This is a genomic window from Flavimaricola marinus (assembly GCF_900184895.1).
GTDB lineage: Bacteria > Pseudomonadota > Alphaproteobacteria > Rhodobacterales > Rhodobacteraceae > Flavimaricola > Flavimaricola marinus.
This window is the reverse complement of record NZ_FXZK01000004.1, coordinates 309,378-329,983: the sequence shown is the minus strand read 5'-3', so window position 1 is coordinate 329,983 and position 20,606 is coordinate 309,378. Positions and strand designations below refer to the sequence as shown.

The following is a 20,606-nucleotide window of genomic DNA, read 5'->3' as shown; positions in this document are numbered from 1 at the left end:
TGGCCAAGATGAAGGGGCAAGACAGCGCCCGGCCTCTGGCACTTTCGCGGGCTGGGTCCTATATAAGGCTGCACATTACTGGAGCAGATCATTGGACGAGCGCAAAGGCCGCCTGACGAAGGACGGCATCAGAATTTACGAGATGAGCGATTTCGCAGGGATGACGCGGGCCGGACGGCTGGCCGCGCAGATCCTAGACGACATCGCGGCGCATGTGTTTGTGGGCCAGACCACCGCAGCCATCGATGCCGAAATCACGCGCATGGTCGACGAGGCCGGTGCGACTTCGGCCACCATCGGCTACAAGGGCTATCAGCACGCCTCCTGCATCTCGGTCAATCATGTGGTGTGCCACGGCATTCCCGGTGACAAGAAGCTCAAGAACGGCGACATCCTGAACATCGACGTGACCGTCATCGTCGATGGCTGGTATGGCGACACCAGCCGGATGTATGTGGCCGGCGATCTCAGCCGCAAGTCCGAACGGCTGATCCAGGTGACCCATGACGCGCTGATGCTGGGGATCGAGGCCGCGCGGCCGGGCAACACCTTTGGCGACATCGGCCACGCCATTCAGAGCTATGTCGAATCGCAACGCATGTCCGTGGTGCGCGACTTCTGCGGGCACGGTTTGGGCCGGGTGTTCCACGCGCCGCCGAATGTGCTCCACTACGGGCGCGCCGGCTCTGGACCGCGGCTTGAGGAAGGCATGTTCTTTACCATCGAACCGATGGTCAATCTCGGACGGCCCGAGACCAAGGTGCTCAAGGACGACTGGACAGCCGTGACGCGCGACAAATCGCTCTCGGCACAGTTCGAACATTCGGTCGGGATCACCGCACAGGGCTGCGAGATCTTCACGCTGTCACCGGCCGGCAAGTTCCACCCGACCTATTGAGCCTAGCGGCCCGGGCCGGGGCGGATCCTGCGGAACGCCTCGAAATTCGGGTCACGCCTGCGCAGATCGGCGACCTTGTCGTCGCTGTTCGGCTCTTGCGTCCATGGCTGAGCGACGATCCCGCCAAAGCGGGCTTCGCCGACATGGACGGGCCGATTGTGGATCAGGCACAAGAGCCCGTAGCTGGAATAGGTCTCGTCCTGCCCTTCGATCTGCCAGACGAAACCGCCGCCCATGCTCTCATTGCCGAAATGCAGCTTGCGCCCGGCGTGATCGACGGCCAGCTCTCTGCAATCATTGCAGAAATGCCAAGGGTAGCGCAGAAACGGTTTCTGCGGCTTCCCGCAGCCGGGGCAATGATGATAGGCGATCTCAGTCATCCCGGGCGAGCCGTTTCCACAGCAGTGAGAGCACCGTCTCACCACCCAAGGGCGTCACGCAATCACCGATCAGGACGGGCGTCGAAAACGGCACCGGGGCGGGCAAAGGCACGTCCTCCGTGCGCGCGGGACGGGCGTCCCATTGGGCAAAGCTGGTATCGGTCATGGGGCGATCCTAGCGGGCCGGACCCGTTTCTCCAAGCAGGTCGGACTAGCCGCCCGGATTGGCGCGCAGCAGCGTGATATGGCTCTCGCCGTATTTGCGATGCTCTGACAGGGTGAAGCCCGGCGGGGCGGGCTGCGGGGTGCGCTCTTCCCAGACGACGACAGCACCGGGGGCGATCCAACCGCCCGCCAAGGCCGCGACAAGAGCCGGAGCGCCCATGCCCTTGCCGTAAGGCGGATCGAGAAAGACCAGATCGTGCGGCTCTCCGGCTCCGAGGGACTTGGCGTCGCGGGCGATCAGTGCCGCATCCCCGGCGCGACCGGCCCGGCGCAGGTTGTCACGGATCAGCCCGCCCGCCACCTTGCCGTCGTCGACAAAGCTGGCAAAGGCGGCCCCACGTGACAGCGCCTCCAGGCCCAGCGCGCCGGTGCCGGCGAACAGATCCAGCACGCGGGCGCCGCTGACCGGATCGCCATATCGGCCGCCCAAAAGCACGTTGAACACCGCTTCGCGCACCCGGTCGGGCGTGGGGCGCAGGCTGGCGCCCTTGTCACCGACGCCGACAGCCGCAAGGGCAAGCCCGCGATGCTGACCACCGATGATCCTCATGCCTTGAGCAGCGCCTTCATGTTGGTCTCGGGGTCGCAGATCACCTCTGGCGACGGGGACTTCCCGGCCTCGATCAAGCGCTTGCCGATCATGTAGTTGCGGGCATCGTTCATCGCGTCCACCGCGATCAACCGGCCACCGCGATAATACCAATGCGAGCGGGCCTCGCCGGTCTCTTTGACATAGACCGCATCGTATCCGGCATTCAGCCCGGCGATCTGCAGCTTGCAATCGTATTGATCCGACCAGAACCAAGGCGCGGGCGTATAGGACACGTCCTTGCCCATCATGCTCTGTGCAGCGACCTCGGCCATGTCGATGGCATTGCCCACGCTCTCAAGCCGGATGCGGTTGCCCTCGAACAGGCAGGAGGCGCAATCACCAGCGGCCCAGATATGCGGATCGGAGGTGCGGCAGTGCGGGTCGGTCGAGATGCCGTTGTCGAGGGTCAGGCCCGCCGCTTCGGCAAGGGCGGTGCCGGGCAGGATGCCCACGCCGACCACCGCGAAATCCACGTCGATCTGGCTGCCGTCCGACAGGGTTGCCCCCGTCACGCGGCCCTCGCCGGTCAAGGCGGTCAGGCCGATGCCTTCGCGCACGGTCACGCCCTGCGCGGTATGCAGGTCGCGGAAATAGTCCGAGGTTTCGGGGCAGGCGACACGCTGGAGGATCCGGTCGGCCATCTCGACGACGGTCACCTCCAGACCACGCTTTGCGCAGACCGCGGCCGCCTCAAGGCCGATATAGCCGCCACCGATGATCAGCACCCGACGGCCCTCGATCAACTCCGGGGCCATCGCGTCGGCATCGGCCAGATCGCGCATGGTGTAAACGCCGGCAAGAGTGCCACCGATGGCGGCAGGCAGGGTGCGGGGGTGCGACCCGGTCGTCAGGGCCAGCGCGTCATAGCTCAGCACCTCGCCATCGGCCAATGTGACGGTGCGGGCGGCGGGGTCGATCGACTCGGCGGTAGCCGACAGGCGCAAGGTGATGTCGTGGTCCTCGTAGAACGCGGCCGGGCGCAGATAGAGGCGCTCCTCCTCCATTTCGCCCAGCAGATAGGCCTTGGACAGCGGCGGGCGCTGATACGGCGGAACAGGCTCCGACCCGACCAGCGTGATCTGCCCGTCAAAGCCTTCGGTGCGCAGTTTGGCCACCAGACTGGCGCCCGCCTGCCCCGCGCCGATCACGACGAAATGGGTCATAAATTTGCATCCTTCCACGTGGTCAATGGCATCTGGCCGCACTATATCTGCGTCAAATACATGTGACGCAAAACCAGAAAGGCCGCAATATGACCATTACCCAAGGTGCCGCTCTCCCAGACGCCACGCTGACCGCCATGGGAAGTGACGGGCCAGAGACCGTTTCGCTCTCCGACAAGGTCAAGGGACGCAAAGTGGTGATCTTTGGACTGCCCGGTGCGTTCACCGGCACCTGCTCCACCGCGCATGTGCCCAGCTTCATCCGCACAAAGGACGCCTTCGCCGCCAAGGGCGTCGACGAGATCATCTGCGTCTCGGTCAACGATCCCTTCGTGATGGGCGCATGGGGTGAATCGACAGGGGCCACCGCCGCCGGGATCACGATGCTGGGCGATGCAGACGCATCCTTTACCAAGGCCCTGGGGATGAACTTCACCGCCCCGCCCGTCGGGCTGTTCGACCGGTCCAAGCGCTATTCGATGATGGTTGAAGACGGCAAGGTGACGATCCTGAACGAAGAAGGCAGCCCGGGCGAGTGCGAGATCTCGGCAGGCGAGACGCTGCTCGGCCAGATCTAAGTCGGCACAACGCAAACGAAAAAGACGACCGCAGGCAACTGCGGTCGTCTTTTGATGTCAGGGGTCCGCCGTTCCGCGTCAGCCCGCCAAATCGTCCATCTTCTTGGCCAGTTTGACGTCCAGATCGGACAATCCGTCCACGTCATGGGTCGCCAGCGTCACCTCGACGGTCTTGTAGACGTTGGACCATTCAGGATGGTGGTTCAGCTTCTCGGCCCAGATCGCCGCGCGGGACATAAAGCCGAAGGCTTCGACGAAATTGGCGAAGGTAAAGGTCTTGTGGATCGCCTCGCGGCCCTCGACCACGGCCCAGCCGTTGTCGCGCAACGGGGCCAACGCAGCATCCAGTGCAGCGCCTGAGAGTTTCTCGGTCATTCCTGTTCCTCCTGAATATGGCGCTTGAACGGGCCATAGCTGGTGAGCACCTCGATATCCTCGTTCACCGCATTGCGCTCGGCCCGCAGATAGCGGTCGACGGCATCACGGAAACCGGGGTCACCGATCCAATGCAGCGAATGGGTCGGCACCGGCATATAGCCGCGAGCGAGCTTGTGTTCGCCCTGTGCGCCCGCCTCAACACGGGCAAGACCGTGCCGAATGGCGAAATCGATGGCCTGATAATAGCACAGTTCGAAATGCAGAAAGGGGTGATGCTCCAGACAGCCCCAATAGCGGCCATAAAGCACGTCGCGGCCGATGAAATTCAACGCCCCCGCCACCGCCCTGCCCTCGCGGACCGCCAGCACCAGCAGCATGTCGTCGCGCAGGCTTTCCTGCGCACAGTCAAAGAATTTGCGGGTCAGATAGGGCTGGCCCCATTTGCGGGCACCGGTGTCCTGATAGAATTGCCAGAACGCATCCCAATGCTCAGGCTCGATCTGATCGCCGGTCAGGGCGATGATCTCGCCGCCAAAGCCTTGGGCGGCAGCGCGTTCCTTGCGGATGTTCTTGCGCTTGCGCGACGACAGATCGGCCAGAAAACCGTCGAAATCGGCGTAGTCATGGTTCAGCCAGTGAAACTGCTGACCGATCCGGCGCATCAGGCCCATCTCGGCACCCGCAATCGCCTCTGCTTCGGTGCAAAAGGTGGCGTGGATCGACGACAGCTGGTTCTGGCTCGCCAGTTGGACAGCGCCCTGCACCAGCGCCGAAATACCCTCCGTCTCGTGGCCGGGCTTGGTCAGAAAGCGGCGGCCGGTGGCGGGGGTAAAGGGCACCGCGATCTGCAATTTCGGATAATAGCGACCCCCGGCCTGCTCGTAGGCATGGGCCCAGTTGTGATCGAAGATGTATTCGCCCTGACTGTGGCCCTTGGCATAGAGCGGGGCGACGGCGATGATCTCGTCCCCCTTCGAGGCGCTGATATAGCGCGGTTGCCAGCCCGAACCGGGGCCGACCGATCCGCTGTCCTCCAACGCCTTGAGGAACCGGTAGGTGGTAAACGGATCGTCCGGCCTGCCGCCGTCGGCCTCTTCGGGGCAGGCGCAGGCATCCCACGCCGCCTGCCCGATTTCGTGCAGGTGGCTATGGGCGGTCACTTCGATGACAGGGGTCTCGGTCATGGTTCGGTACGTGGGCCACGGACGGATCGGGTCAAGCCGGATAGCCCTCAAATGTGACGTTGTCGGCGATCTTGCGGGCCTCGGCCTCGGCCTCCGGCGAGCGAATGGTCCAGCACAGGATCGGCACGCCCTTGGCCTTGAGGGCGGCCACATGGGGGCTGGCCAGATCGGCGGCTTCGTGGCTGATGAAGCTGGCGCCGACACGGCCGAAATCCGGGATCGCCCGCAGATGATTGCAGACCGCGCGGGGCAAGGTCGGGTTGGCCTTGGGGTCATAGCTCTCGGTGGTCAGGCCACGCGGCACGCCCGGTGCGGCCTCGGCCATCACCGCCACCGAATGCGGATTGAACGACATCACCGCAACCGGGCCGGCATAATCGGCCAGAGCCTTGGCAACCGCGCGCTCCAACGGGCCGACATCCGGACCCATCGCCCCGTCCTGATCCTTCACCTCGATCAACAGCGGCACCCGGCCGGCCACGTCGGACAGCACCTCGGCCAAGGTCGGGACCGGCTCGTCGCCTTGCAAGAGGCTCAGCTCCGCCAGTTCGGCCGCCCTGCGGCGGGCAATCGGGCCGGACACCCCCGTCAGGCGGCCAAGGTCATAGTCGTGGAACACCATCGGCACGCCGTCCGCGCTCGGCTGAACGTCGATCTCGATGCCATACCCGGCCGCGACAGCCGCACGCACTGCCGCGCGGCTGTTCTCGGGACGGCGCGCGGCGATATCGTGATAGGCGCGATGGGCAATCGGTCGCGCCAGAAAGGCAGGGGGCAGGGTCATGCTATTTCAAAGATGCCTTCGACCTCGACGGCCACGCCCAGAGGCAGCGCCACCATGCCAACGGCAGAGCGGGCATGACGGCCCTTCTCGCCCATCGCCTCGACAAAGAAGTCGGACGCGCCGTTGATCACCTTGGGGTGATCGGTGAAATCCGCCGTCGAGTTGACAAAGCCGGTCAGCTTGACGACGCGGACCAGCCGCTCCAGATCGCCGCCACAGGCCTTGGAGACCTGCGCCAGAAGCGAGATCGCGCAGCTGCGGGCGGCCGCGGCGCCAGCCTCGACATCCATGTCCTCGCCCAAACGGCCGAGGATCAGGCCATCCGGCCCCTGACTGACCTGACCGGACACATAGACGGTGTTGCCGGTGATCACAAAAGGCACATAGGTCGCCTGTGGTGGCGGGGCGTCCGGCAAGGTCACACCCATTTCCGCCAGTTTGCCAGCAATCGTTCCGTCCATGTCGCGTCTCCTTGTGATTTGCGGCGACGCTACTCCCGAGCGGAGCGAGGTGCAATCAGCCCTCGCGGAATGCCTTGGCAAAATAGTCGGCCAGCGGCTTGAGCAGGTAATCCATCGGGCTGCGCTCCTGCGTGGTCAGAAACGCCTCCACCGGCATGCCGGGGATCAGCACCATCTCGTCCGGCAGGCGCGCGGCTTCGCCCTCGTCCAGAACGATGCGGGCGCGGTAGTAGGACTGACTGGTGTTCTCATCGGTGAAGGCATCCGCCGACACCTGGGTGACGTGGCCGAACAATTCGGGGGTGCGGCGCTGATCAAAGGCGGAAAAACGCAACGCGACCTCCTGTCCGACAAACACCTGATCGATGTCCTTCGGCTCGACCTGAGAGCTGATGATCAGCGGGCGATCCTGCGGGATCACATACATCACCGGCTCCGCGGCCTGAATCACCGAACGAGGGGCAAAGACCTGCATCCCGTAGACGACGCCGCTCACCGGGGACCGGATTTCCAGACGATCCAGCTGGGTGGTCAGGGACCGGCGGCGCTCGGACAGCTCGATCTCGTTGAATTGCAGATCACGAAGGCGGGTGATGGCCTCTTCGCGGCGGACCGTGACGAGGCGAAGCAACTCGATATCCAGCTCGGTGATACGGCCCTCCGCCTCGGCGGCGGCGGCAGCCAGTTCACCGGCCTGACCCGCGATGCTCGCGGCTTCGCGGCGCAGGGCAAGAACACGGGCAACCTGAGCCAGACCGCGATCCAGCAGGCTCTGCTGGCTCTCGAGTTCCTCGGCAAGCAGGGCGAGCTGCTCGTCCAGCGCCGCCTCCTGGGCGCGAATCCCGTCGATCTGATTGCCGATCTGCTCGCGGCGACGGCGCAACTGTTCGCGCTCCTGCTCCTCGGCCTCGATGCGGGCCTCGTACAGGCGGGTCTGGCCTTCCATCAGTTCCGGGGCCACCGGATTGTCGGTCAGGCGGAGCAATTCGGGAAAGTCGATCTCCGGCATGGAATCGCGCTCGGCCTCGAACCGGGCGCGGCGGGCGAGCACCTCGAACAACTGGCCCTCGACGACGGCCAGTTCCGACGCCAGCGCCTCGGCGTCGAGCCGGATCACCACGTCACCGGCCTCGATGACATCGCCCTCCTGCACCAGAATCTCGGCAACGACGCCGCCGTCGGGGTGCTGGATCACCTGGCGGTTCTGTTCCACCTCGATCTGCCCAGAGGCGATCACCGCCCCGGTGATCTGGGCCAGCACCGCCCAGGATCCAAAGCCGCCGACGAGGAGCAAAAGCACCAGCGCGCCCATCATCATCGGGCGCGAAACGGACCACCTCTTGGGGGCGCTCATGTCACACCTGCCGGGCCGGGGGCCTTCTGGATCGCCTTGCGGTTCTTGACCATCTCTTGCAGCACGTCGTCCTTGGGGCCGAAGGCGCGGCGCACCCCGCCCTCGATCATCAACAACAGGTCGCATTCCTGAATGGCGGCGGGTCGATGGGCCATGATGAGCACGATCTTGCCCTCCGCCTTCATCGACTTGATGGCGTTGTTCAACGCCACGCTGCCATCGTTGTCCAGGTTGGAATTGGGCTCGTCGAGGACGAGCATCACCGGATCGCCATACATGGCGCGGGCAAGGCCGATACGCTGGATCTGGCCGCCCGACAGACGGCCGCCATTGGCACTGACCTTGGTGTCATAGCCCTCCGGCAGCTTCAGGATCATCTCGTGGGCGCCGGCCTTCTTGGCGGCTTTGACGACGGCGGCGTCGTCCGGATCGGGCGACAGTCGGGCGATGTTGTCCTTGATCGTGCCGTCGAACAGACCGACGCGCTGAGGCAGATAGCCGATGTGTTTGCCCAAGACATCCGGCTCGTATTGATCGAGCGCCGCACCGTCGAGGCGAATGCGTCCGGCGGCCGGGGTCAGAAACCCGGTCAGAGCCTTGGCCAGCGTCGATTTGCCGGAGCCGGACGTGCCGATCACGCCCACCGCCTGACCGGGCTTCACCGCAAAGCTGATCATCCGCAAGGTGGCGACCTGCTCTCCGGGCAGGATGACAGAGACCTGCTCCACGTCCAGCTGGGCCTTCGGACTGGGCAGCGCGGTGCGGCGGTCGCCCTCCTGCACGGCGCTCAGCAGAACGGTGAGGTTGCGCCAGCCTTCGCGGGCGCGCTGGAACAGGGCCGCCTGCCCCACGATCATCTCGATCGGGGCGAGGGCACGGCCCAGCAGGATCGACCCCGCGATCATCGCACCCGGCGAGAGCTGATTTTGCAGCACCAGAAAGGCACCAAGGCCAAGCATCGCCGATTGCAGCAGCAGGCGGACCGCCTTGATCGTCGCGGTAAAGGCACCGGTGGTGTCGGAGGCGCCGATACTGGCATCCAGCGAATGGCCACGGGCGAATTGCCAGCGGTCGAAGGCCGCCTTGCGCATCCCGAGCGACAGGATCAGTTCGGCCTCCTGACGGATCTGATTGCCCAACTGCTCGGCCTGCATGGTGGCGGAATTGGCGGACAATAGGGGGCGGCGCGAAATCAACTGATTGGCCACCGCCAGCGCAATCAGGATCACGGCCCCGACAAGCGCGAGATAGCCCATCAGTGGATGGAAAATGAAAATGCCCAGAAAGAAGAGCGGCGCGAAGGGCAGGTCGAAGACCGACATCAACGCCGGAGACACGATCAGACGCTGCACCGACTCCAGATCGCGCAGGCCGCCCTGAGCCTCGCGCTGGATACCGGGCATCGTGGCACCGCGGATCGAGGCGGCAAAGACGCGCTCGTCCATTTCGGCCTGAAACCGGGCGCCCACCCGGCCCATGACGCGGCCGCGCACGATGTCGAGCAGGCCCATCATTGCAAACAGAAACACAACCAGAACCGTCAGGGCGATCAGGGTTTCCACCGATCTCGACCCCAAAACCCGGTCATAGACATTGAGCATATAGAGCGGGCCGGTCAGCATCAATGCGTTGACAAAGAACGAGAAAATGCCAACCGACCAATAGAGATGGCGGCTCTTGGCGCGAGCGGCCCGAAGCTCGGCAGCGCCGGCTTCGGTCGACCTCGGGGCGGCATTAGCGACCATTGTAGGCTCCGTCAGTGGGCCGGTTCGGGCAACGGTCCGCCGGTCGAGACACTTTTTGACCCCGGGCGCTGTTGCGCCGGGCGATGCTGTGGCATTGATGGCGGCAAGCCGGGTCTGGGACTCTCGTTCGGATCAAATTGCAGCCTCAACGTCTAATTTTTCGCTAACGAATGCTTATGTATCCCAAACTCACCGCAACTGTCGCAGGAATTCAATCAGTGAAATTCGCTTTGCCCACGGGGCGCGGCATCCTTGCCGTGATCGCGCTGGTCGGTCTGACCGCATGTGTCGGCTATCCCGACGAAAACGGCATTCTCGATCCGTATGAGCCGGTGAACCGGCAGGTGCACGAGATCAACAAGGCGCTCGACAGCGGTATCGTGCGGCCGCTCAGCGAACAGACGGCGGCGATGCCGACAGAGCTGACGCGGCCCTTCGTGAACTTCGCCGACAACGTCGGGCTGCCGGGCAAGGCGCTGAACGGGCTGCTGCAAGGAAACGTGCCGATCCTCGCCACGAACACCATGCGGTTCATCATCAACTCGACCGTCGGGATCGGCGGCCTGCTCGATCCGGCCGGGGCGATCGGGATCACCGAGATGGACACCGATTTCGGAGCCACTCTGTCGGTCTGGGGCGTGGGCGAAGGGGCCTATGTCGAATTGCCGTTCTACGGGCCGTCCACAGAGCGGGACGCGCTCGGGCGGGTGGTGGATTTCCTGATCGATCCGCTGGACCGGGTCGGTCTGGACGTTCAGATCGACTACGGCACCTACGTGCGGGTGGCAGGGCAAGTGATCGAGCGCGGCGAGATCGGCGGCACCATCGACAGCGTGCTCTACGACAGTGCCGACAGCTACGCCCAAGCACGACTAATTTACCTCCAGAACCGCCGTTTTGAGTTAGGAGAGACAGGCGAAGCCACAGGTGACGCCGATTTTGTAGACCCGTTCGAGGATTTCTGATGACCCACAGCTTCACACGACGCCACTTCATGGGAACCGGGCTCGCGCTCGGCGCCAGCTTGGGCACGACGCTTGGCACTCCCGCTCTTGCAATCACCCAATCGGCCGCGCGCTCCCATGTGGACGGGCTGGTGGCCGAGGTGAACGCCGTGATCAGCTCCGGCGCCTCCGAGGCCCAGATGTTGCGGCGGTTCGAGCAGATCTTCGATCGCTATGCCGATGTGCCCACGATCGCCGCCTACGTGCTGGGGGTCGAACGGCGCAATGCGACGCCGGCGCAGCTGACGGCCTTCACGAATGCCTACAAGACCTATGTCGCCCGGAAATACGGGCGCCGGTTCCGGGAATTCATCGGCGGACAGATCGAGGTGCGGGGCGTGCGCGACCTGCCGCGCGGCGTCGAGGTGCAGACCATGGCCGTGCTGGTCGGGCAATCGCCCTTCGAGGTGGATTTCCACGTCGAGGACAGCCGCGGGCGGCCACTGTTTTTCAACATCGTGATCGAAGGGATCAACATGCTGTTGTCCGAGCGGGCCGAAGTCTTGGCCATGCTCGACGCACGCGGCGGTGATCTGAACCGGTTGATCGCAGAACTGCCGCAGACATGACGCGGTGGGGATTGGCGCTCGGGGCCGCCGCGATGCCCGCCCTCGCCCTTGCAGGGCCGTATGACGGTGTCTACCGGCAGGTGGCCAACGCCGAATGCGCGCTTGTCGGGGTCGACGGAGGCTCCATCGAGATCCGCGAAGGGCTGTTCTACGGGGTCGAGATGGAATGCCGGATGACCCGGCCCGTCGACGTGGTGAACATGGACGCCACGCTCTACACCATGCAATGCACCGGCGAGGCCGAAACCTGGACCGAACGGGCGATGGTCATGGATGCGGCGGACGGTGACGGGATCATCATGCTCTGGAACGGCTATGCCTTCCGCTATGACAGGTGCCCCGAATCGTAAGGTGAGGGCCGCGCCATTCGGCGCGATCGCTCACCCTACGGGTACCTAGTTCCCGTTCAGGATATTGTTCAGAACGTTCATTACGGCATCTTCGGTGCTGGATTGGTCGGTCTGCGGGGTCTGCGCCGGGCCAAAGGCGCTCTCCAGCGCGCGGTCGAGCGCCTCGTCGGTCAGCGGTCGCTCAGACGCCGACGGGTCGATCGACTGACCCGCACCGCCCGCCGGTGCGGTCATCGGCAACGGCATCGGCGTCCGGCCCTGCACCACACGCAGCATCGTTTCGCGCCAGATGTCGGCGGGCAGACCGCCACCGGTCACACCGGTCAACGGGGTGTTGTCGTCATATCCCATCCAGACGCCGATCACGTAGTCGGCGGAAAAGCCCACGAACCACGCATCGCGGGCCGCACTCGTGGTGCCGGTCTTGCCGGCCAGCTCCCAGCCGTCAATCGCCGCGCGGTTGCCGGTGCCTTGCTCGACGACGTTGTACATCATCCATGTCAGCGATCGGGCGGCCTCCTCACGGATGACGCGCTCGCCGATGCCGCCGCCGGACCCCATCATCGGCTCGCTGTCGCCCTGCAAACGCAGCTCGACAAGACCGTAAGGGGTGACCGACGAGCCACCGTTGAGGATACCGGCATAGGCGCCGGTCATCTCGATCAGGGTGCTCTCCGACGCGCCAAGAGCCAGCGCCGGCCCGGCGGCCAGATCGCTCTCGATGCCGAACATCGAGGCCACCGTGCGGACGTTCTCGCGACCGACCTGCTCGGAAATCAGCACCGCCGGGATGTTGCGGCTTTCGGCCAGCGCTTGGGTCAAGGTCACTTGGCCCTTGAACTGCCGGTCGTAATTCTGCGGTGACCACGGGCCGGATCCGGGAACGTCGATGGTCAACGGGCTGTCATCGACCAGATCGTTCGGGCTCATGCCCAGATCGAGGCCCGCGGCAAAGACGAACGGCTTGAAGGCCGATCCGGTCTGGCGCAACGCCTGCGTGGCACGGTTGAAGGCGCCCGAGGCGCGGGTGTCGCGGCCGCCGACCATCGCACGAACCGCGCCATCGGCGCTCATCACCACGATGGCGGCCTGCGCTTCCGAGCCTTCGCGAACCTCGTTGGCAAAGACATAGAGCAACGCCTCCTCGGCGGCGGCCTGAATGCGCCGGTCGAGGGTGGTGCGGATGATCACGTCCTCGGTGGTGTTCTGGGTGAAATACGACGGGCCGGTGTCCATCACGTAGTCGGCGAAATAGCCGCCCGCCTGCTCGCGCGCCTCGCTCGACAGTTCGGCGGGGTTGGTGCGGGCCTCCTCGGCGGCAGAGGCGCTGAGATAGCCCTGCTCTTCCATCAGGCCGACGACGAGAGTGGCGCGATCCTGCGAGCGCTGAAGGTTGTTGGTCGGGGCCAGCGAGGACGGAGCCTTCAGCAGTCCGGCCAGCATGGCGGCCTCGGCGGGGGTCACTTCTGCGGCGGAATGCGAGAAGTAGCGTTGCGCCGCAGCCTCGAAGCCTCGGGACCCGGCGCCCAGATAGGCGCGGTTGAGATAGATGGTGAGGATCTCGTCCTTGGTATAGGCGACCTCCATCGCCATCGCGAAGACGGCCTCCTGCACCTTGCGCCACAGGGTGGTGCGGCGGCAATCGGCCTCATAGTCGCGCTCGGTCGGCCAGACGGACTGGTCGTAGGGGCGGCCGAGGCAGAGCAGCTTGGCGGTCTGCTGGGTGATGGTTGAGCCGCCGTTGCCGGACAAGGGGCCCCGGCCTTCGCGCAGGTTGATGCGGACGGCGCTGGCGATGCCCTTGGGGTCGACGCCGGGATGCCAGTAAAAGCGGCGGTCCTCGGTGGCCACCACCGCATTGCGCAGATGCACCGACACCGTGTCGGCGGTGATCATGCCGCCAAACTGGTCGCCACGCCACGCAAACGGACGGCCCTCGCGGTCGAGCAGGGTGACAGAACCGCGGGCGCGACCGTCGACCAGATCGGTCACCGCGGGAAGCTGCATGGCGTAGTAGGTCACGCCAAGGCCGATGATGATCGACGTCACAAGGCCGATGCGCCAGCCGATGCCCCAGACGATGCGCAGGATCCAGCGCAGGATACCGGCAAAGAAACCGAGAATGCGGGCAAAGATGCCCTGTTTCTTGGCGCTGCGGCGCGGCTTCCTGGCCGGGGCCTTGCGGGCACCTGCCTTTTTCTGGTCGGCCTGAGTCGCAGGCTGCGCCTTGGCGCGATAGCGCCGCTCCGCCACCAAAGGGGGCTGCTTTCGTCCATTCCCGCTCATGATCTGCTCTGCCGGTTATGTGTTTGTCCCTGTCCTACAGGCAAAGCGGGCAAATGTCGAAGCGAGATGAGTCGGTGACGCGACGATTTTGCAGTTGCAGCGAAAGCGTTGAAACATGAATGACTTCTAAACGCGCTCAATTTTTAGGCAGCGCGACCAATTTGTGCAAAAATTGTGCAACTACGCCGGTTTTGACCCTTGGAACGGCGGCGCCATCGCTTGAGGCGACCGGGGGATTGGCTCTTTGTGCCTTCAGGCTTCCCGCCCCGCGGGGCGCAAGTGAACACAAGTAAGGGGAACAACGTGAAACTCATCATCGCAACTATCAAGCCGTTCAAGCTTGAAGAGGTGCGCGAAGCGCTCACCTCGGTGGGCGTACGGGGGATGATGGTGACCGAGATCAAGGGCTTCGGCTCGCAGTCCGGGCACACCGAAATCTACCGCGGTGCAGAATACGCCGTGAACTTCGTGCCAAAGGTCAAACTCGAGATCGTCGTGCCGGAAAGCATGGCAGATCAGGTCGTCTCGACAATCGCGACCACGGCCAAGACCGACAAGATCGGCGACGGCAAGATCTTCGTGCTCGATGTCGAAAGTGCGCTGCGCGTGCGGACCGGCGAAATCAACGACGACGCGCTCTGAGCGGGCAAGACAGTAGGAGTGGAACGAATGACAAAACAGAAATACCTGCTCGGAGGGCTGACGCTGGCTCTCGCAGCGAGCATTATCCTTCCGGGAACGGAAGCCTACGCCCAAGAGGCCGCCGAAGAAGCGGCGGTGAGCTCGACGCAGACCGACATGGTCTTCATCATGAACTCGCTGCTGTTCCTGATGGGCGGTTTCCTCGTGTTCTTCATGGCAGCCGGCTTTGCCATGCTCGAAGGTGGTCTGGTGCGGTCCAAGAACGTGACCATGCAGATGACCAAGAACGTCGCACTGTTCTCGCTGGCGTCGATCTTCTACTACCTGATCGGCTACAACCTGATGTATCCGCTGGGAAGCTGGTCGATCGGGTCGGATGAAACCGGCGGCTACCTCGGCATCCTGTTCGCCCCCGGCGTTCTCGAAGCCGTCGGCATCACCGCCGCAGAAGCAGACGACTATGGCTACGCAGCCACCGGTTCGGACTTCTTCTTCCAACTGATGTTCTGTGCGGCAACCGCGTCCATCGTGTCCGGTGCACTGGCAGAGCGGATCAAGCTCTGGCCGTTCCTGATCTTCACGATCATCCTGACGTCGATCATCTACCCGATCCAGGCCTCCTGGAAATGGGGCGGCGGCTTCCTCGACAGCCAGTATGGCTTCCTCGACTTCGCCGGTTCGACCGTCGTGCACTCCGTCGGTGGCTGGGCTGCTCTGGTCGGCGCGATCATCCTCGGACCGCGTATCGGCAAGTATGGCAAGGACGGCAAGGTCAACCCGATCATGGGTTCCAACCTGCAGATGGCGACCTTGGGGACGTTCATCCTGTGGCTCGGCTGGTTCGGTTTCAATGGCGGCTCGCAGCTGGCCATGGGCACCGTGGGCGATGTGGCTGACGTCAGCCGGATCTTCTCCAACACCAACGCAGCCGCAGCCGGTGGTGCGATCACCGCACTGATCCTGACGCAGCTCCTCTACAAGAAGCCCGACCTGACGATGGTCCTCAACGGTGCCCTCGCCGGCCTCGTGTCGATCACCGCAGAGCCGCTGACACCAAGCCTCGGTGCAGCCACGCTGATCGGTGCTGTCGGTGGTGTGATCGTGGTCTTCGCCGTGCCGTTCCTCGACAAGCTCAAGATCGACGACGTCGTCGGTGCGATCCCGGTCCACCTCTTCGCAGGTATCTGGGGCACGCTGGCCGTCGTTCTGACCAACTCCGATGCGACCATCGGCGGTCAGGTGATCTCGATCGTGATCGTGGGTCTGTTCGTTGTGGTGACCTCGGCCATCGTCTGGCTGATCCTCAAAGGGGTCATGGGTATCCGGGTCTCCGAAGAAGCCGAAATCGCCGGTCTCGACACCGCCGAGATGGGCATGGAAGCCTACCCCGAATTTACCAATCGCTGATTTACGACCCGCTGGCACCTCCTTCCTGCCAGCGGATCGCAACCTCGCCCGGGCGTTCGCGCCCGGGTTTTTTTGTGTCTGCCGGTCCGCCGGGATGGCAGGCATGGGGCGCATGGAAAAAAGGCTCCGAAGCGGTTGCTTCGGAGCCTTCTGACGTGACGCGATTGTAGAGGTCGGCGGGGTCTAGATACCCGCCGCGATGATGGCCTTGGCCAGCAGCGGAACGGTCTGGGCATTCAGCCCGGCAATGTTCATCCGGCTGTCACCGACCATATAGATGCCGTGCTCGGAGCGGAGCACCTCGACCTTCTCGGGGCTGGTGCCGAGGCGGGAAAACATGCCGCGATGGTTGGCCAGGAAATCGAACCGGTCGGAGTTGCTCTGCTGGCGCAACTCGTCGGCCAGTTGCTGACGCAGGGACAGCATCCCCAGACGGGTCTCCTCCAACTCGGCCTCCCAATCGGCACGCAGGGCCGGGTCGGTCAGGATCGTGGTGACGATGCGGGCACCGTGGTCGGGCGGAAAGGAATAGTTCTGGCGGTTCAGGAAGGCGAGGGTCGCCTGCGCCTGAGCCACCTGCTCGTCGTCGCGGCCGATGGCCATGAGCAATCCGGTCCGCTCGCGGTAGATGCCGAAGTTCTTGGAGCAGGAGGCGGCAATCAGCACCTCGTCAAAGGCACCGGCGATCAGACGGGTGGCGGCGGCATCCGCGGCCAGACCGTCGCCAAAGCCCTGATAGGCGATGTCGACGAAAGGCATCGCGCCCTTGGCCTTGAGCAGTTCAACGATGTCGTCCCACTGCTCCGGGGTCGGGTTGGCGCCGGTCGGGTTGTGACAGCACCCGTGAAGCAACACCACGTCGCCCTCGGCCACTTCGGCCAGATCCTCCATCAGCCCCGCGAAATCGACACCACGCGTGGCCTCGTCGAAATAGCGGTAGGTGGCGGACTTCATGCCCAGATAGTTGATGATCGACGGATGGTTCGGCCATGTCGGGTTCGACAGCCAGGCGGTAGCGTCCGGCGAGGCGAGCTTGATCAGTTCGAGGGCCTGACGGATCGCGCCTGTGCCGCCAGGGGTGGCCACGGCCGCAACGCGGGCACGCGGGACAGACCCGGCAAGGATCAGATCGATCATCGCATCGGCATAGGCGGGATCACCGGCCAGACCGGTATAGGCCTTGGTCGTCTGATCGGCCAAAATCCGGCGCTCGGCCTCCTTGACGGCACGCATGACGGGGGTGTTGCCCGACGCGTCCTTGTAGACTCCAACACCCAGATCGATCTTGTCGGTGCGGGGATCGGCCTTGTAGGCCGACATCAGGGCGAGGATCTTGTCAGCAGGCTGCGGTTTGAGGCTGTCGAACATCAGGCGTCTCCGGTGGCAATGGGAAGGTCGGGATACATGCCCCATTCGGACCACGATCCATCGTATAGCGAATGCTCCGCCACGCCGAGGCGCTCGAGGGCGAGCGACAGCACGGCCGCCGTCACGCCAGAGCCGCACGAGGTGATGGCGGGCTTTGTCAGGTCGACGCCGGCGGCCTCGAAGATCGGGCGCAACTCGGCCACCGGCTTCATCGTGCCGTCGGCCTGCAGCAGATCGCGGTAGAACACGTTGCGGGCGCCGGGGATGTGACCGGCGCGCAGGCCGGGGCGGGGCTCGGGGGCCTCGCCGCGAAAGCGTTCGGGGGCGCGGGCGTCGATAATGACGTGATCACCCAGCTTGGCGGCGCGGGCCACTTCGGTCACATCGCGCACCATCTGGTTCTGGCGGGTCACGGTCATGTGGCGATCACGGATGACAGGGTCGGCATCGGTCACCGGATGGCCCTCGGCCTGCCACTTGGGCAGACCGCCGTCGAGAACGGCGACATCGGTCTTGCCCATCAGGCGAAACAGCCACCAGACGCGGGCGGCGGAGAACAGGCCCATGCCGTCGTAGACCACCACCTGATGGCCGTCGCCAATGCCCATCGCCCGCATCCGGGACATGAACTTCTCGACCGGGGGCACCATATGGGGCAACTCCGACCGCTGATCCGAGATCTCGTCGATGTCAAAGAACCTGGCGCCGGGGATATGGGCCTCGGCATACTCGGCCTTCGCGTCGCGGCCCATGTCGGGCAGGTAGAAGGAGGCGTCCAAAAGGCGCAAGTCGGGGGATTTCAGATGCTCGGCCAACCATTCGGTCGAAACCAAGGTCTTGGGGTCGTCCTGATCGTGGAGTGTCATCGGCGGATCCTGCTCTGGCGCTGGCGTCACGCGGGTGACGTAACGCCAGTGGGGCGCAGAGGCAAGGCGGCTTTGCGCAAAGGGCGACCACTCGGGCCGCCCTTTGGAAGGTCGTATCGCGGTCGAGCAGGGCTCAGGATTTGGAAATCATGTTCTTGACGACGCCGACGACCGCCATCAACACGCCGCCGCCCACGGCCCCCGAGCCGATCTGCGCGACCAAGGCACCGATATCGGCACCACCCGCAGCTTCGCCGGCAGCCGCCACCATATCACCGCCGCCCGACATCATGCCGCCCAGCAAAGCGCCACCGCCAAGACCGCCGATCGCACCGACGATGGCGTTCACCGCCGGCCCCAGTGACAGGTTCTTGGCCACGCCGCCCGCCGCGGTGCCACCAACAGCGCCCGAAACCAATTGAATGATCAGAGGGAGTAGTTCCATCTTTCTTCCTTCCAGCGGGGCTGATTATTAAACATGAACCGAACGACGGCACGAGCAGCCCCAACCCATGCGGGGCGAACCCTAGCAGAAAACGCAATATATAGATAGGCGGATTGGGATGACCCCCAATTGTTGCCCCATCAAGCGGCGCTCAGGGATCGGTGCCAAGCACCTCCTCACGCTCGGCCTTCAAAAAGGCGGCATAGCGCGGGGCGAAATCGGCGACAAAGGCGCGAACTTCCGGCCTGCGATGGGCGTCCGGGCCGGTTACAAGCCAGACCGAAGCAAAGACCGGGTCGGGCGGATCAAAGCAGCGGACGAGGCCAGACCTCGTAGCGCCGATACGACCCAGAACGCCGATCCCCATGCCGGTTTGAACCGCCGCCGTCACGGATTCGAAATCCTGACAGCGGGCAACGATCTGGTCAGGCGAAATATGAGAAAGCAGCCATTGGTCAGGCTCGCTCGAGCCCTGAAGCCGCTCGTTGATGATAAACTTATGGCCAGCGGCCTCGTCGACGCTGCGGGGGAGGCCGTGGCGGTCGATATAGGCCGGCGAGGCGAAATAGCTGCAATAGACGTCGCCCATCTTGGTGCGAAACAGGCGCTCGTCAGCAATGGACCGGGCATAGCGCAACGCCACATCGGCATCGCCCTTTATCAGATCCACGGCATCCAGCGTCGCGACAAACTCAAATGTCGTGCCCGGATAGGCGTCGCGAAACCGGGCAAGGATCGAGGTCAGGTTCGTGGTCAGCGAATTCGGCGTCATGCTCAGGCGGATCGGGCGAAGCGGGGCGGTGCGCTGGCGGGCGGCCACCTCGCCGAAATCAGCCGCCGCCGCCTCGATCGCCTCAGCCAGCGGCAGCAGGGCATGGGCGGCAACCGTCGGGCGAAAACCCTTGGTCGACCGGTCAAAGAGCACAAGGCCAGTCACATGCTCCAGCACGTCGATGCGGCGCGCAACGGTCGGTTGCGCCATGCCCAGAACCTTCGACGCCGCCAATGTCGATCCCTCGCGCATCACCGCAAGGAACACGCGCACATCCGACCACTCGTGAAAGTCGCTCTTCATTTTTGTAGAGCAGCACAACGACAGCGCCAATACCAGCGTGTTTCGACGGGACGTAGTCTGACATCAGACAGCAAACACCGGAGCCGAGCCCATGATGCCCCTCAACCTGAACACCCCGCTCTTTGGCCAGTTCTTCAGCCGCCGCGTCGAACGGCAGGCCCCCGACGAACCGCCCGAGCATGAAGCCGCGATGGCACAACGCGCCCTGCTGGCGGAAATGATGAGCCGGTCGCCAGAGGCATTTCACAGCGATCTTGATATCACGATGGTCTCAGACCCGTTTTGCGGCGGGCGCTGACGGGGCAGGCTAGCTGTTCTCGCGCAGCAATCGGCCCTTCTGGCGATCCCAGTCGCGCTTGGCCTCGGTGGCGCGCTTGTCGTGGTTCTTCTTGCCCTTGGCGGTGGCGATCTTGAGCTTCACCAAGCCACGGTCGTTGAAATACATGACCAGCGGAACGATGGTCATGCCCTCGCGCTTGGTGGCGTTCCATAGGCGCGACAGCTCTTTCTTCCGAACCAAGAGCTTGCGGCGACGGCGCTCCTCGTGGCCCCAAGTCTTTGCGGGGTCATAGCGGGCGATATAGGCATTGGTCAGCCACAGCTCGCCATCCTCCACGCTCGCATAGCTTTCTGCGATGTTGGATTGGCCGGTGCGCAGGGATTTGACCTCGCTGCCCGTCAGGATGATGCCGCATTCGATATCGTCCTCGATGGCATAATCATACCGCGCACGCCGGTTCTCGGCGATCACCTTGTAGTTCTTGTTTTCGTCTTTCTTGGCCATGATAGAGGTCAGATAGGGGCTGACAGGCGCGCTGTCCATCCCCGCAGCGCAATCGAATGCCGGGCGGC

The 20,606-nt window shown here is 64.2% G+C and carries 24 protein-coding genes; 8 read left to right on the top strand and 16 right to left on the bottom strand.

Annotated features, from left to right (window positions below; translation table 11 throughout):
- Window positions 1-91: 91 nt before the first annotated feature.
- Window positions 92-898: a type I methionyl aminopeptidase gene (map, locus tag LOM8899_RS12700; protein ID WP_093992579.1), complete on the top strand. Its 807-nt coding sequence runs from the start codon at window positions 92-94 to the stop codon at window positions 896-898.
- A 2-nt stretch (window positions 899-900) separates the two neighbouring features.
- Here map and LOM8899_RS12695 read toward each other — a convergent pair whose 3' ends face one another.
- Genes LOM8899_RS12695 through LOM8899_RS12685 form a run of 4 tightly spaced genes read right to left on the bottom strand, consistent with a single transcriptional unit; the run spans window position 901 to window position 3,258 of the window.
- Window positions 901-1,278 carry a hypothetical protein gene (locus tag LOM8899_RS12695; RefSeq protein WP_093992578.1) on the bottom strand — a complete coding sequence of 126 codons (378 nt, stop codon included), beginning with the start codon at window positions 1,276-1,278 and terminating at the stop codon, window positions 901-903.
- A complete protein-coding gene (locus LOM8899_RS23410; RefSeq protein WP_168770539.1) occupies window positions 1,271-1,444 on the bottom strand; it encodes a hypothetical protein in 174 nt (57 codons plus the stop codon). The genes LOM8899_RS12695 and LOM8899_RS23410 overlap by 8 nt, the downstream gene beginning before the upstream one ends.
- Window positions 1,445-1,489: 45 nt before the next feature.
- Entirely contained in the window at window positions 1,490-2,053 is a 564-nt protein-coding gene (locus tag LOM8899_RS12690; RefSeq protein WP_093992577.1) for an RsmD family RNA methyltransferase, read from the bottom strand.
- On the bottom strand, window positions 2,050-3,258 hold the full coding sequence (locus tag LOM8899_RS12685; protein WP_093992694.1) for an NAD(P)/FAD-dependent oxidoreductase: 1,209 nt from the start codon (window positions 3,256-3,258) through the stop codon (window positions 2,050-2,052). The genes LOM8899_RS12690 and LOM8899_RS12685 overlap by 4 nt, the downstream gene beginning before the upstream one ends.
- Before the next feature lie 89 nt (window positions 3,259-3,347).
- Between LOM8899_RS12685 and LOM8899_RS12680 the strand changes: the two genes are divergently transcribed.
- Complete coding sequence (locus LOM8899_RS12680) at window positions 3,348-3,836, top strand: peroxiredoxin (RefSeq protein ID WP_093992693.1); 489 nt, start codon at window positions 3,348-3,350, stop codon at window positions 3,834-3,836.
- Between the two features lie 78 nt (window positions 3,837-3,914).
- Here LOM8899_RS12680 and LOM8899_RS12675 read toward each other — a convergent pair whose 3' ends face one another.
- The 6 genes from LOM8899_RS12675 to LOM8899_RS12650 are packed head-to-tail and all read right to left on the bottom strand — an operon-like array spanning window position 3,915 to window position 9,742.
- Window positions 3,915-4,211 carry a 4a-hydroxytetrahydrobiopterin dehydratase gene (locus LOM8899_RS12675; RefSeq protein WP_093992576.1) on the bottom strand — a complete coding sequence of 99 codons (297 nt, stop codon included), beginning with the start codon at window positions 4,209-4,211 and terminating at the stop codon, window positions 3,915-3,917.
- Window positions 4,208-5,398, bottom strand: a complete 1,191-nt coding sequence (locus LOM8899_RS12670) for a GNAT family N-acetyltransferase (protein ID WP_093992575.1) — start codon at window positions 5,396-5,398, stop codon at window positions 4,208-4,210. The genes LOM8899_RS12675 and LOM8899_RS12670 overlap by 4 nt, the downstream gene beginning before the upstream one ends.
- Window positions 5,399-5,429: 31 nt before the next feature.
- Complete coding sequence (locus LOM8899_RS12665) at window positions 5,430-6,182, bottom strand: glycerophosphodiester phosphodiesterase family protein (protein ID WP_093992574.1); 753 nt, start codon at window positions 6,180-6,182, stop codon at window positions 5,430-5,432.
- On the bottom strand, window positions 6,179-6,643 hold the full coding sequence (locus LOM8899_RS12660; protein ID WP_093992573.1) for a RidA family protein: 465 nt from the start codon (window positions 6,641-6,643) through the stop codon (window positions 6,179-6,181). Before LOM8899_RS12660 ends, LOM8899_RS12665 begins: the two co-directional genes overlap by 4 nt.
- 55 nt (window positions 6,644-6,698) lie before the next feature.
- Window positions 6,699-7,997, bottom strand: a complete 1,299-nt coding sequence (locus LOM8899_RS12655; RefSeq protein ID WP_093992572.1) for an HlyD family type I secretion periplasmic adaptor subunit — start codon at window positions 7,995-7,997, stop codon at window positions 6,699-6,701.
- A complete protein-coding gene (locus LOM8899_RS12650; RefSeq protein WP_093992571.1) occupies window positions 7,994-9,742 on the bottom strand; it encodes a type I secretion system permease/ATPase in 1,749 nt (582 codons plus the stop codon). Before LOM8899_RS12650 ends, LOM8899_RS12655 begins: the two co-directional genes overlap by 4 nt.
- A 218-nt stretch (window positions 9,743-9,960) precedes the next feature.
- On the opposite strand from LOM8899_RS12650, the gene LOM8899_RS12645 reads away from it, so the two are divergent.
- Genes LOM8899_RS12645 through LOM8899_RS12635 form a run of 3 tightly spaced genes read left to right on the top strand, consistent with a single transcriptional unit; the run spans window position 9,961 to window position 11,665 of the window.
- Window positions 9,961-10,707: an MlaA family lipoprotein gene (locus tag LOM8899_RS12645; protein ID WP_245820522.1), complete on the top strand. Its 747-nt coding sequence runs from the start codon at window positions 9,961-9,963 to the stop codon at window positions 10,705-10,707.
- Window positions 10,707-11,315: an MlaC/ttg2D family ABC transporter substrate-binding protein gene (locus tag LOM8899_RS12640; protein ID WP_211096200.1), complete on the top strand. Its 609-nt coding sequence runs from the start codon at window positions 10,707-10,709 to the stop codon at window positions 11,313-11,315. The genes LOM8899_RS12645 and LOM8899_RS12640 overlap by 1 nt, the downstream gene beginning before the upstream one ends.
- Window positions 11,312-11,665, top strand: coding sequence for a hypothetical protein (locus LOM8899_RS12635; protein ID WP_093992568.1), 354 nt, complete (start codon window positions 11,312-11,314; stop codon window positions 11,663-11,665). Before LOM8899_RS12640 ends, LOM8899_RS12635 begins: the two co-directional genes overlap by 4 nt.
- 45 nt (window positions 11,666-11,710) lie before the next feature.
- Here the strand turns inward: LOM8899_RS12635 and LOM8899_RS12630 are convergent, their stop codons facing one another.
- Window positions 11,711-13,951: a transglycosylase domain-containing protein gene (locus LOM8899_RS12630; protein ID WP_093992567.1), complete on the bottom strand. Its 2,241-nt coding sequence runs from the start codon at window positions 13,949-13,951 to the stop codon at window positions 11,711-11,713.
- A 303-nt stretch (window positions 13,952-14,254) separates the two neighbouring features.
- On the opposite strand from LOM8899_RS12630, the gene LOM8899_RS12625 reads away from it, so the two are divergent.
- On the top strand, window positions 14,255-14,593 hold the full coding sequence (locus tag LOM8899_RS12625; RefSeq protein ID WP_093992692.1) for a P-II family nitrogen regulator: 339 nt from the start codon (window positions 14,255-14,257) through the stop codon (window positions 14,591-14,593).
- Between the two features lie 27 nt (window positions 14,594-14,620).
- A complete protein-coding gene (locus tag LOM8899_RS12620; RefSeq protein ID WP_093992566.1) occupies window positions 14,621-16,000 on the top strand; it encodes an ammonium transporter AmtB in 1,380 nt (459 codons plus the stop codon).
- A gap of 183 nt (window positions 16,001-16,183) precedes the next feature.
- Here LOM8899_RS12620 and LOM8899_RS12615 read toward each other — a convergent pair whose 3' ends face one another.
- From LOM8899_RS12615 to LOM8899_RS12600, 4 genes are all read right to left on the bottom strand, one after another.
- Window positions 16,184-17,368: an amino acid aminotransferase gene (locus tag LOM8899_RS12615; protein WP_093992565.1), complete on the bottom strand. Its 1,185-nt coding sequence runs from the start codon at window positions 17,366-17,368 to the stop codon at window positions 16,184-16,186.
- On the bottom strand, window positions 17,368-18,234 hold the full coding sequence (sseA, locus tag LOM8899_RS12610; RefSeq protein ID WP_093992691.1) for a 3-mercaptopyruvate sulfurtransferase: 867 nt from the start codon (window positions 18,232-18,234) through the stop codon (window positions 17,368-17,370). The genes LOM8899_RS12615 and sseA overlap by 1 nt, the downstream gene beginning before the upstream one ends.
- Before the next feature lie 133 nt (window positions 18,235-18,367).
- Window positions 18,368-18,679 (bottom strand): hypothetical protein, encoded by a 312-nt coding sequence (locus LOM8899_RS12605; protein WP_093992564.1) that lies wholly within the window; start codon window positions 18,677-18,679, stop codon window positions 18,368-18,370.
- A gap of 151 nt (window positions 18,680-18,830) precedes the next feature.
- Complete coding sequence (locus LOM8899_RS12600; protein WP_093992563.1) at window positions 18,831-19,754, bottom strand: LysR family transcriptional regulator; 924 nt, start codon at window positions 19,752-19,754, stop codon at window positions 18,831-18,833.
- 91 nt (window positions 19,755-19,845) lie between these two features.
- Here LOM8899_RS12600 and LOM8899_RS12595 point away from each other — a divergent pair, with 91 nt between their 5' ends.
- Window positions 19,846-20,052 (top strand): hypothetical protein, encoded by a 207-nt coding sequence (locus LOM8899_RS12595; protein WP_093992562.1) that lies wholly within the window; start codon window positions 19,846-19,848, stop codon window positions 20,050-20,052.
- Window positions 20,053-20,061: 9 nt separating this feature from the next.
- Here the strand turns inward: LOM8899_RS12595 and smpB are convergent, their stop codons facing one another.
- Entirely contained in the window at window positions 20,062-20,538 is a 477-nt protein-coding gene (gene smpB, locus LOM8899_RS12590) for an SsrA-binding protein SmpB (RefSeq protein ID WP_093992690.1), read from the bottom strand.
- Window positions 20,539-20,606 lie beyond the last annotated feature (68 nt).

Excerpts from the sequence above, each read along its gene's own strand:
- LOM8899_RS12630 (WP_093992567.1), bottom strand. The coding sequence starts at position 13,951 with ATGAGCGGGAATGGACGAAAGCAGCCCCCTTTGGTGGCGGAGCGGCGC.
- LOM8899_RS12670 (WP_093992575.1), bottom strand. The coding sequence starts at position 5,398 with ATGACCGAGACCCCTGTCATCGAAGTGACCGCCCATAGCCACCTGCAC.
- LOM8899_RS12640 (WP_211096200.1), top strand. The coding sequence starts at position 10,707 with ATGACCCACAGCTTCACACGACGCCACTTCATGGGAACCGGGCTCGCG.
- LOM8899_RS23410 (WP_168770539.1), bottom strand. The coding sequence starts at position 1,444 with ATGACCGATACCAGCTTTGCCCAATGGGACGCCCGTCCCGCGCGCACG.
- LOM8899_RS12690 (WP_093992577.1), bottom strand. The coding sequence starts at position 2,053 with ATGAGGATCATCGGTGGTCAGCATCGCGGGCTTGCCCTTGCGGCTGTC.
- LOM8899_RS12660 (WP_093992573.1), bottom strand. The coding sequence starts at position 6,643 with ATGGACGGAACGATTGCTGGCAAACTGGCGGAAATGGGTGTGACCTTG.
- LOM8899_RS12650 (WP_093992571.1), bottom strand. The coding sequence starts at position 9,742 with ATGGTCGCTAATGCCGCCCCGAGGTCGACCGAAGCCGGCGCTGCCGAG.
- LOM8899_RS12635 (WP_093992568.1), top strand. The coding sequence starts at position 11,312 with ATGACGCGGTGGGGATTGGCGCTCGGGGCCGCCGCGATGCCCGCCCTC.
- LOM8899_RS12600 (WP_093992563.1), bottom strand. The coding sequence starts at position 19,754 with ATGAAGAGCGACTTTCACGAGTGGTCGGATGTGCGCGTGTTCCTTGCG.
- smpB (WP_093992690.1), bottom strand. The coding sequence starts at position 20,538 with ATGGCCAAGAAAGACGAAAACAAGAACTACAAGGTGATCGCCGAGAAC.
- LOM8899_RS12615 (WP_093992565.1), bottom strand. The coding sequence starts at position 17,368 with ATGTTCGACAGCCTCAAACCGCAGCCTGCTGACAAGATCCTCGCCCTG.
- LOM8899_RS12595 (WP_093992562.1), top strand. The coding sequence starts at position 19,846 with ATGATGCCCCTCAACCTGAACACCCCGCTCTTTGGCCAGTTCTTCAGC.
- LOM8899_RS12685 (WP_093992694.1), bottom strand. The coding sequence starts at position 3,258 with ATGACCCATTTCGTCGTGATCGGCGCGGGGCAGGCGGGCGCCAGTCTG.
- LOM8899_RS12675 (WP_093992576.1), bottom strand. The coding sequence starts at position 4,211 with ATGACCGAGAAACTCTCAGGCGCTGCACTGGATGCTGCGTTGGCCCCG.
- LOM8899_RS12680 (WP_093992693.1), top strand. The coding sequence starts at position 3,348 with ATGACCATTACCCAAGGTGCCGCTCTCCCAGACGCCACGCTGACCGCC.
- LOM8899_RS12665 (WP_093992574.1), bottom strand. The coding sequence starts at position 6,182 with ATGACCCTGCCCCCTGCCTTTCTGGCGCGACCGATTGCCCATCGCGCC.
- sseA (WP_093992691.1), bottom strand. The coding sequence starts at position 18,234 with ATGACACTCCACGATCAGGACGACCCCAAGACCTTGGTTTCGACCGAA.
- LOM8899_RS12695 (WP_093992578.1), bottom strand. The coding sequence starts at position 1,278 with ATGACTGAGATCGCCTATCATCATTGCCCCGGCTGCGGGAAGCCGCAG.
- LOM8899_RS12655 (WP_093992572.1), bottom strand. The coding sequence starts at position 7,997 with ATGAGCGCCCCCAAGAGGTGGTCCGTTTCGCGCCCGATGATGATGGGC.
- LOM8899_RS12605 (WP_093992564.1), bottom strand. The coding sequence starts at position 18,679 with ATGGAACTACTCCCTCTGATCATTCAATTGGTTTCGGGCGCTGTTGGT.
- LOM8899_RS12620 (WP_093992566.1), top strand. The coding sequence starts at position 14,621 with ATGACAAAACAGAAATACCTGCTCGGAGGGCTGACGCTGGCTCTCGCA.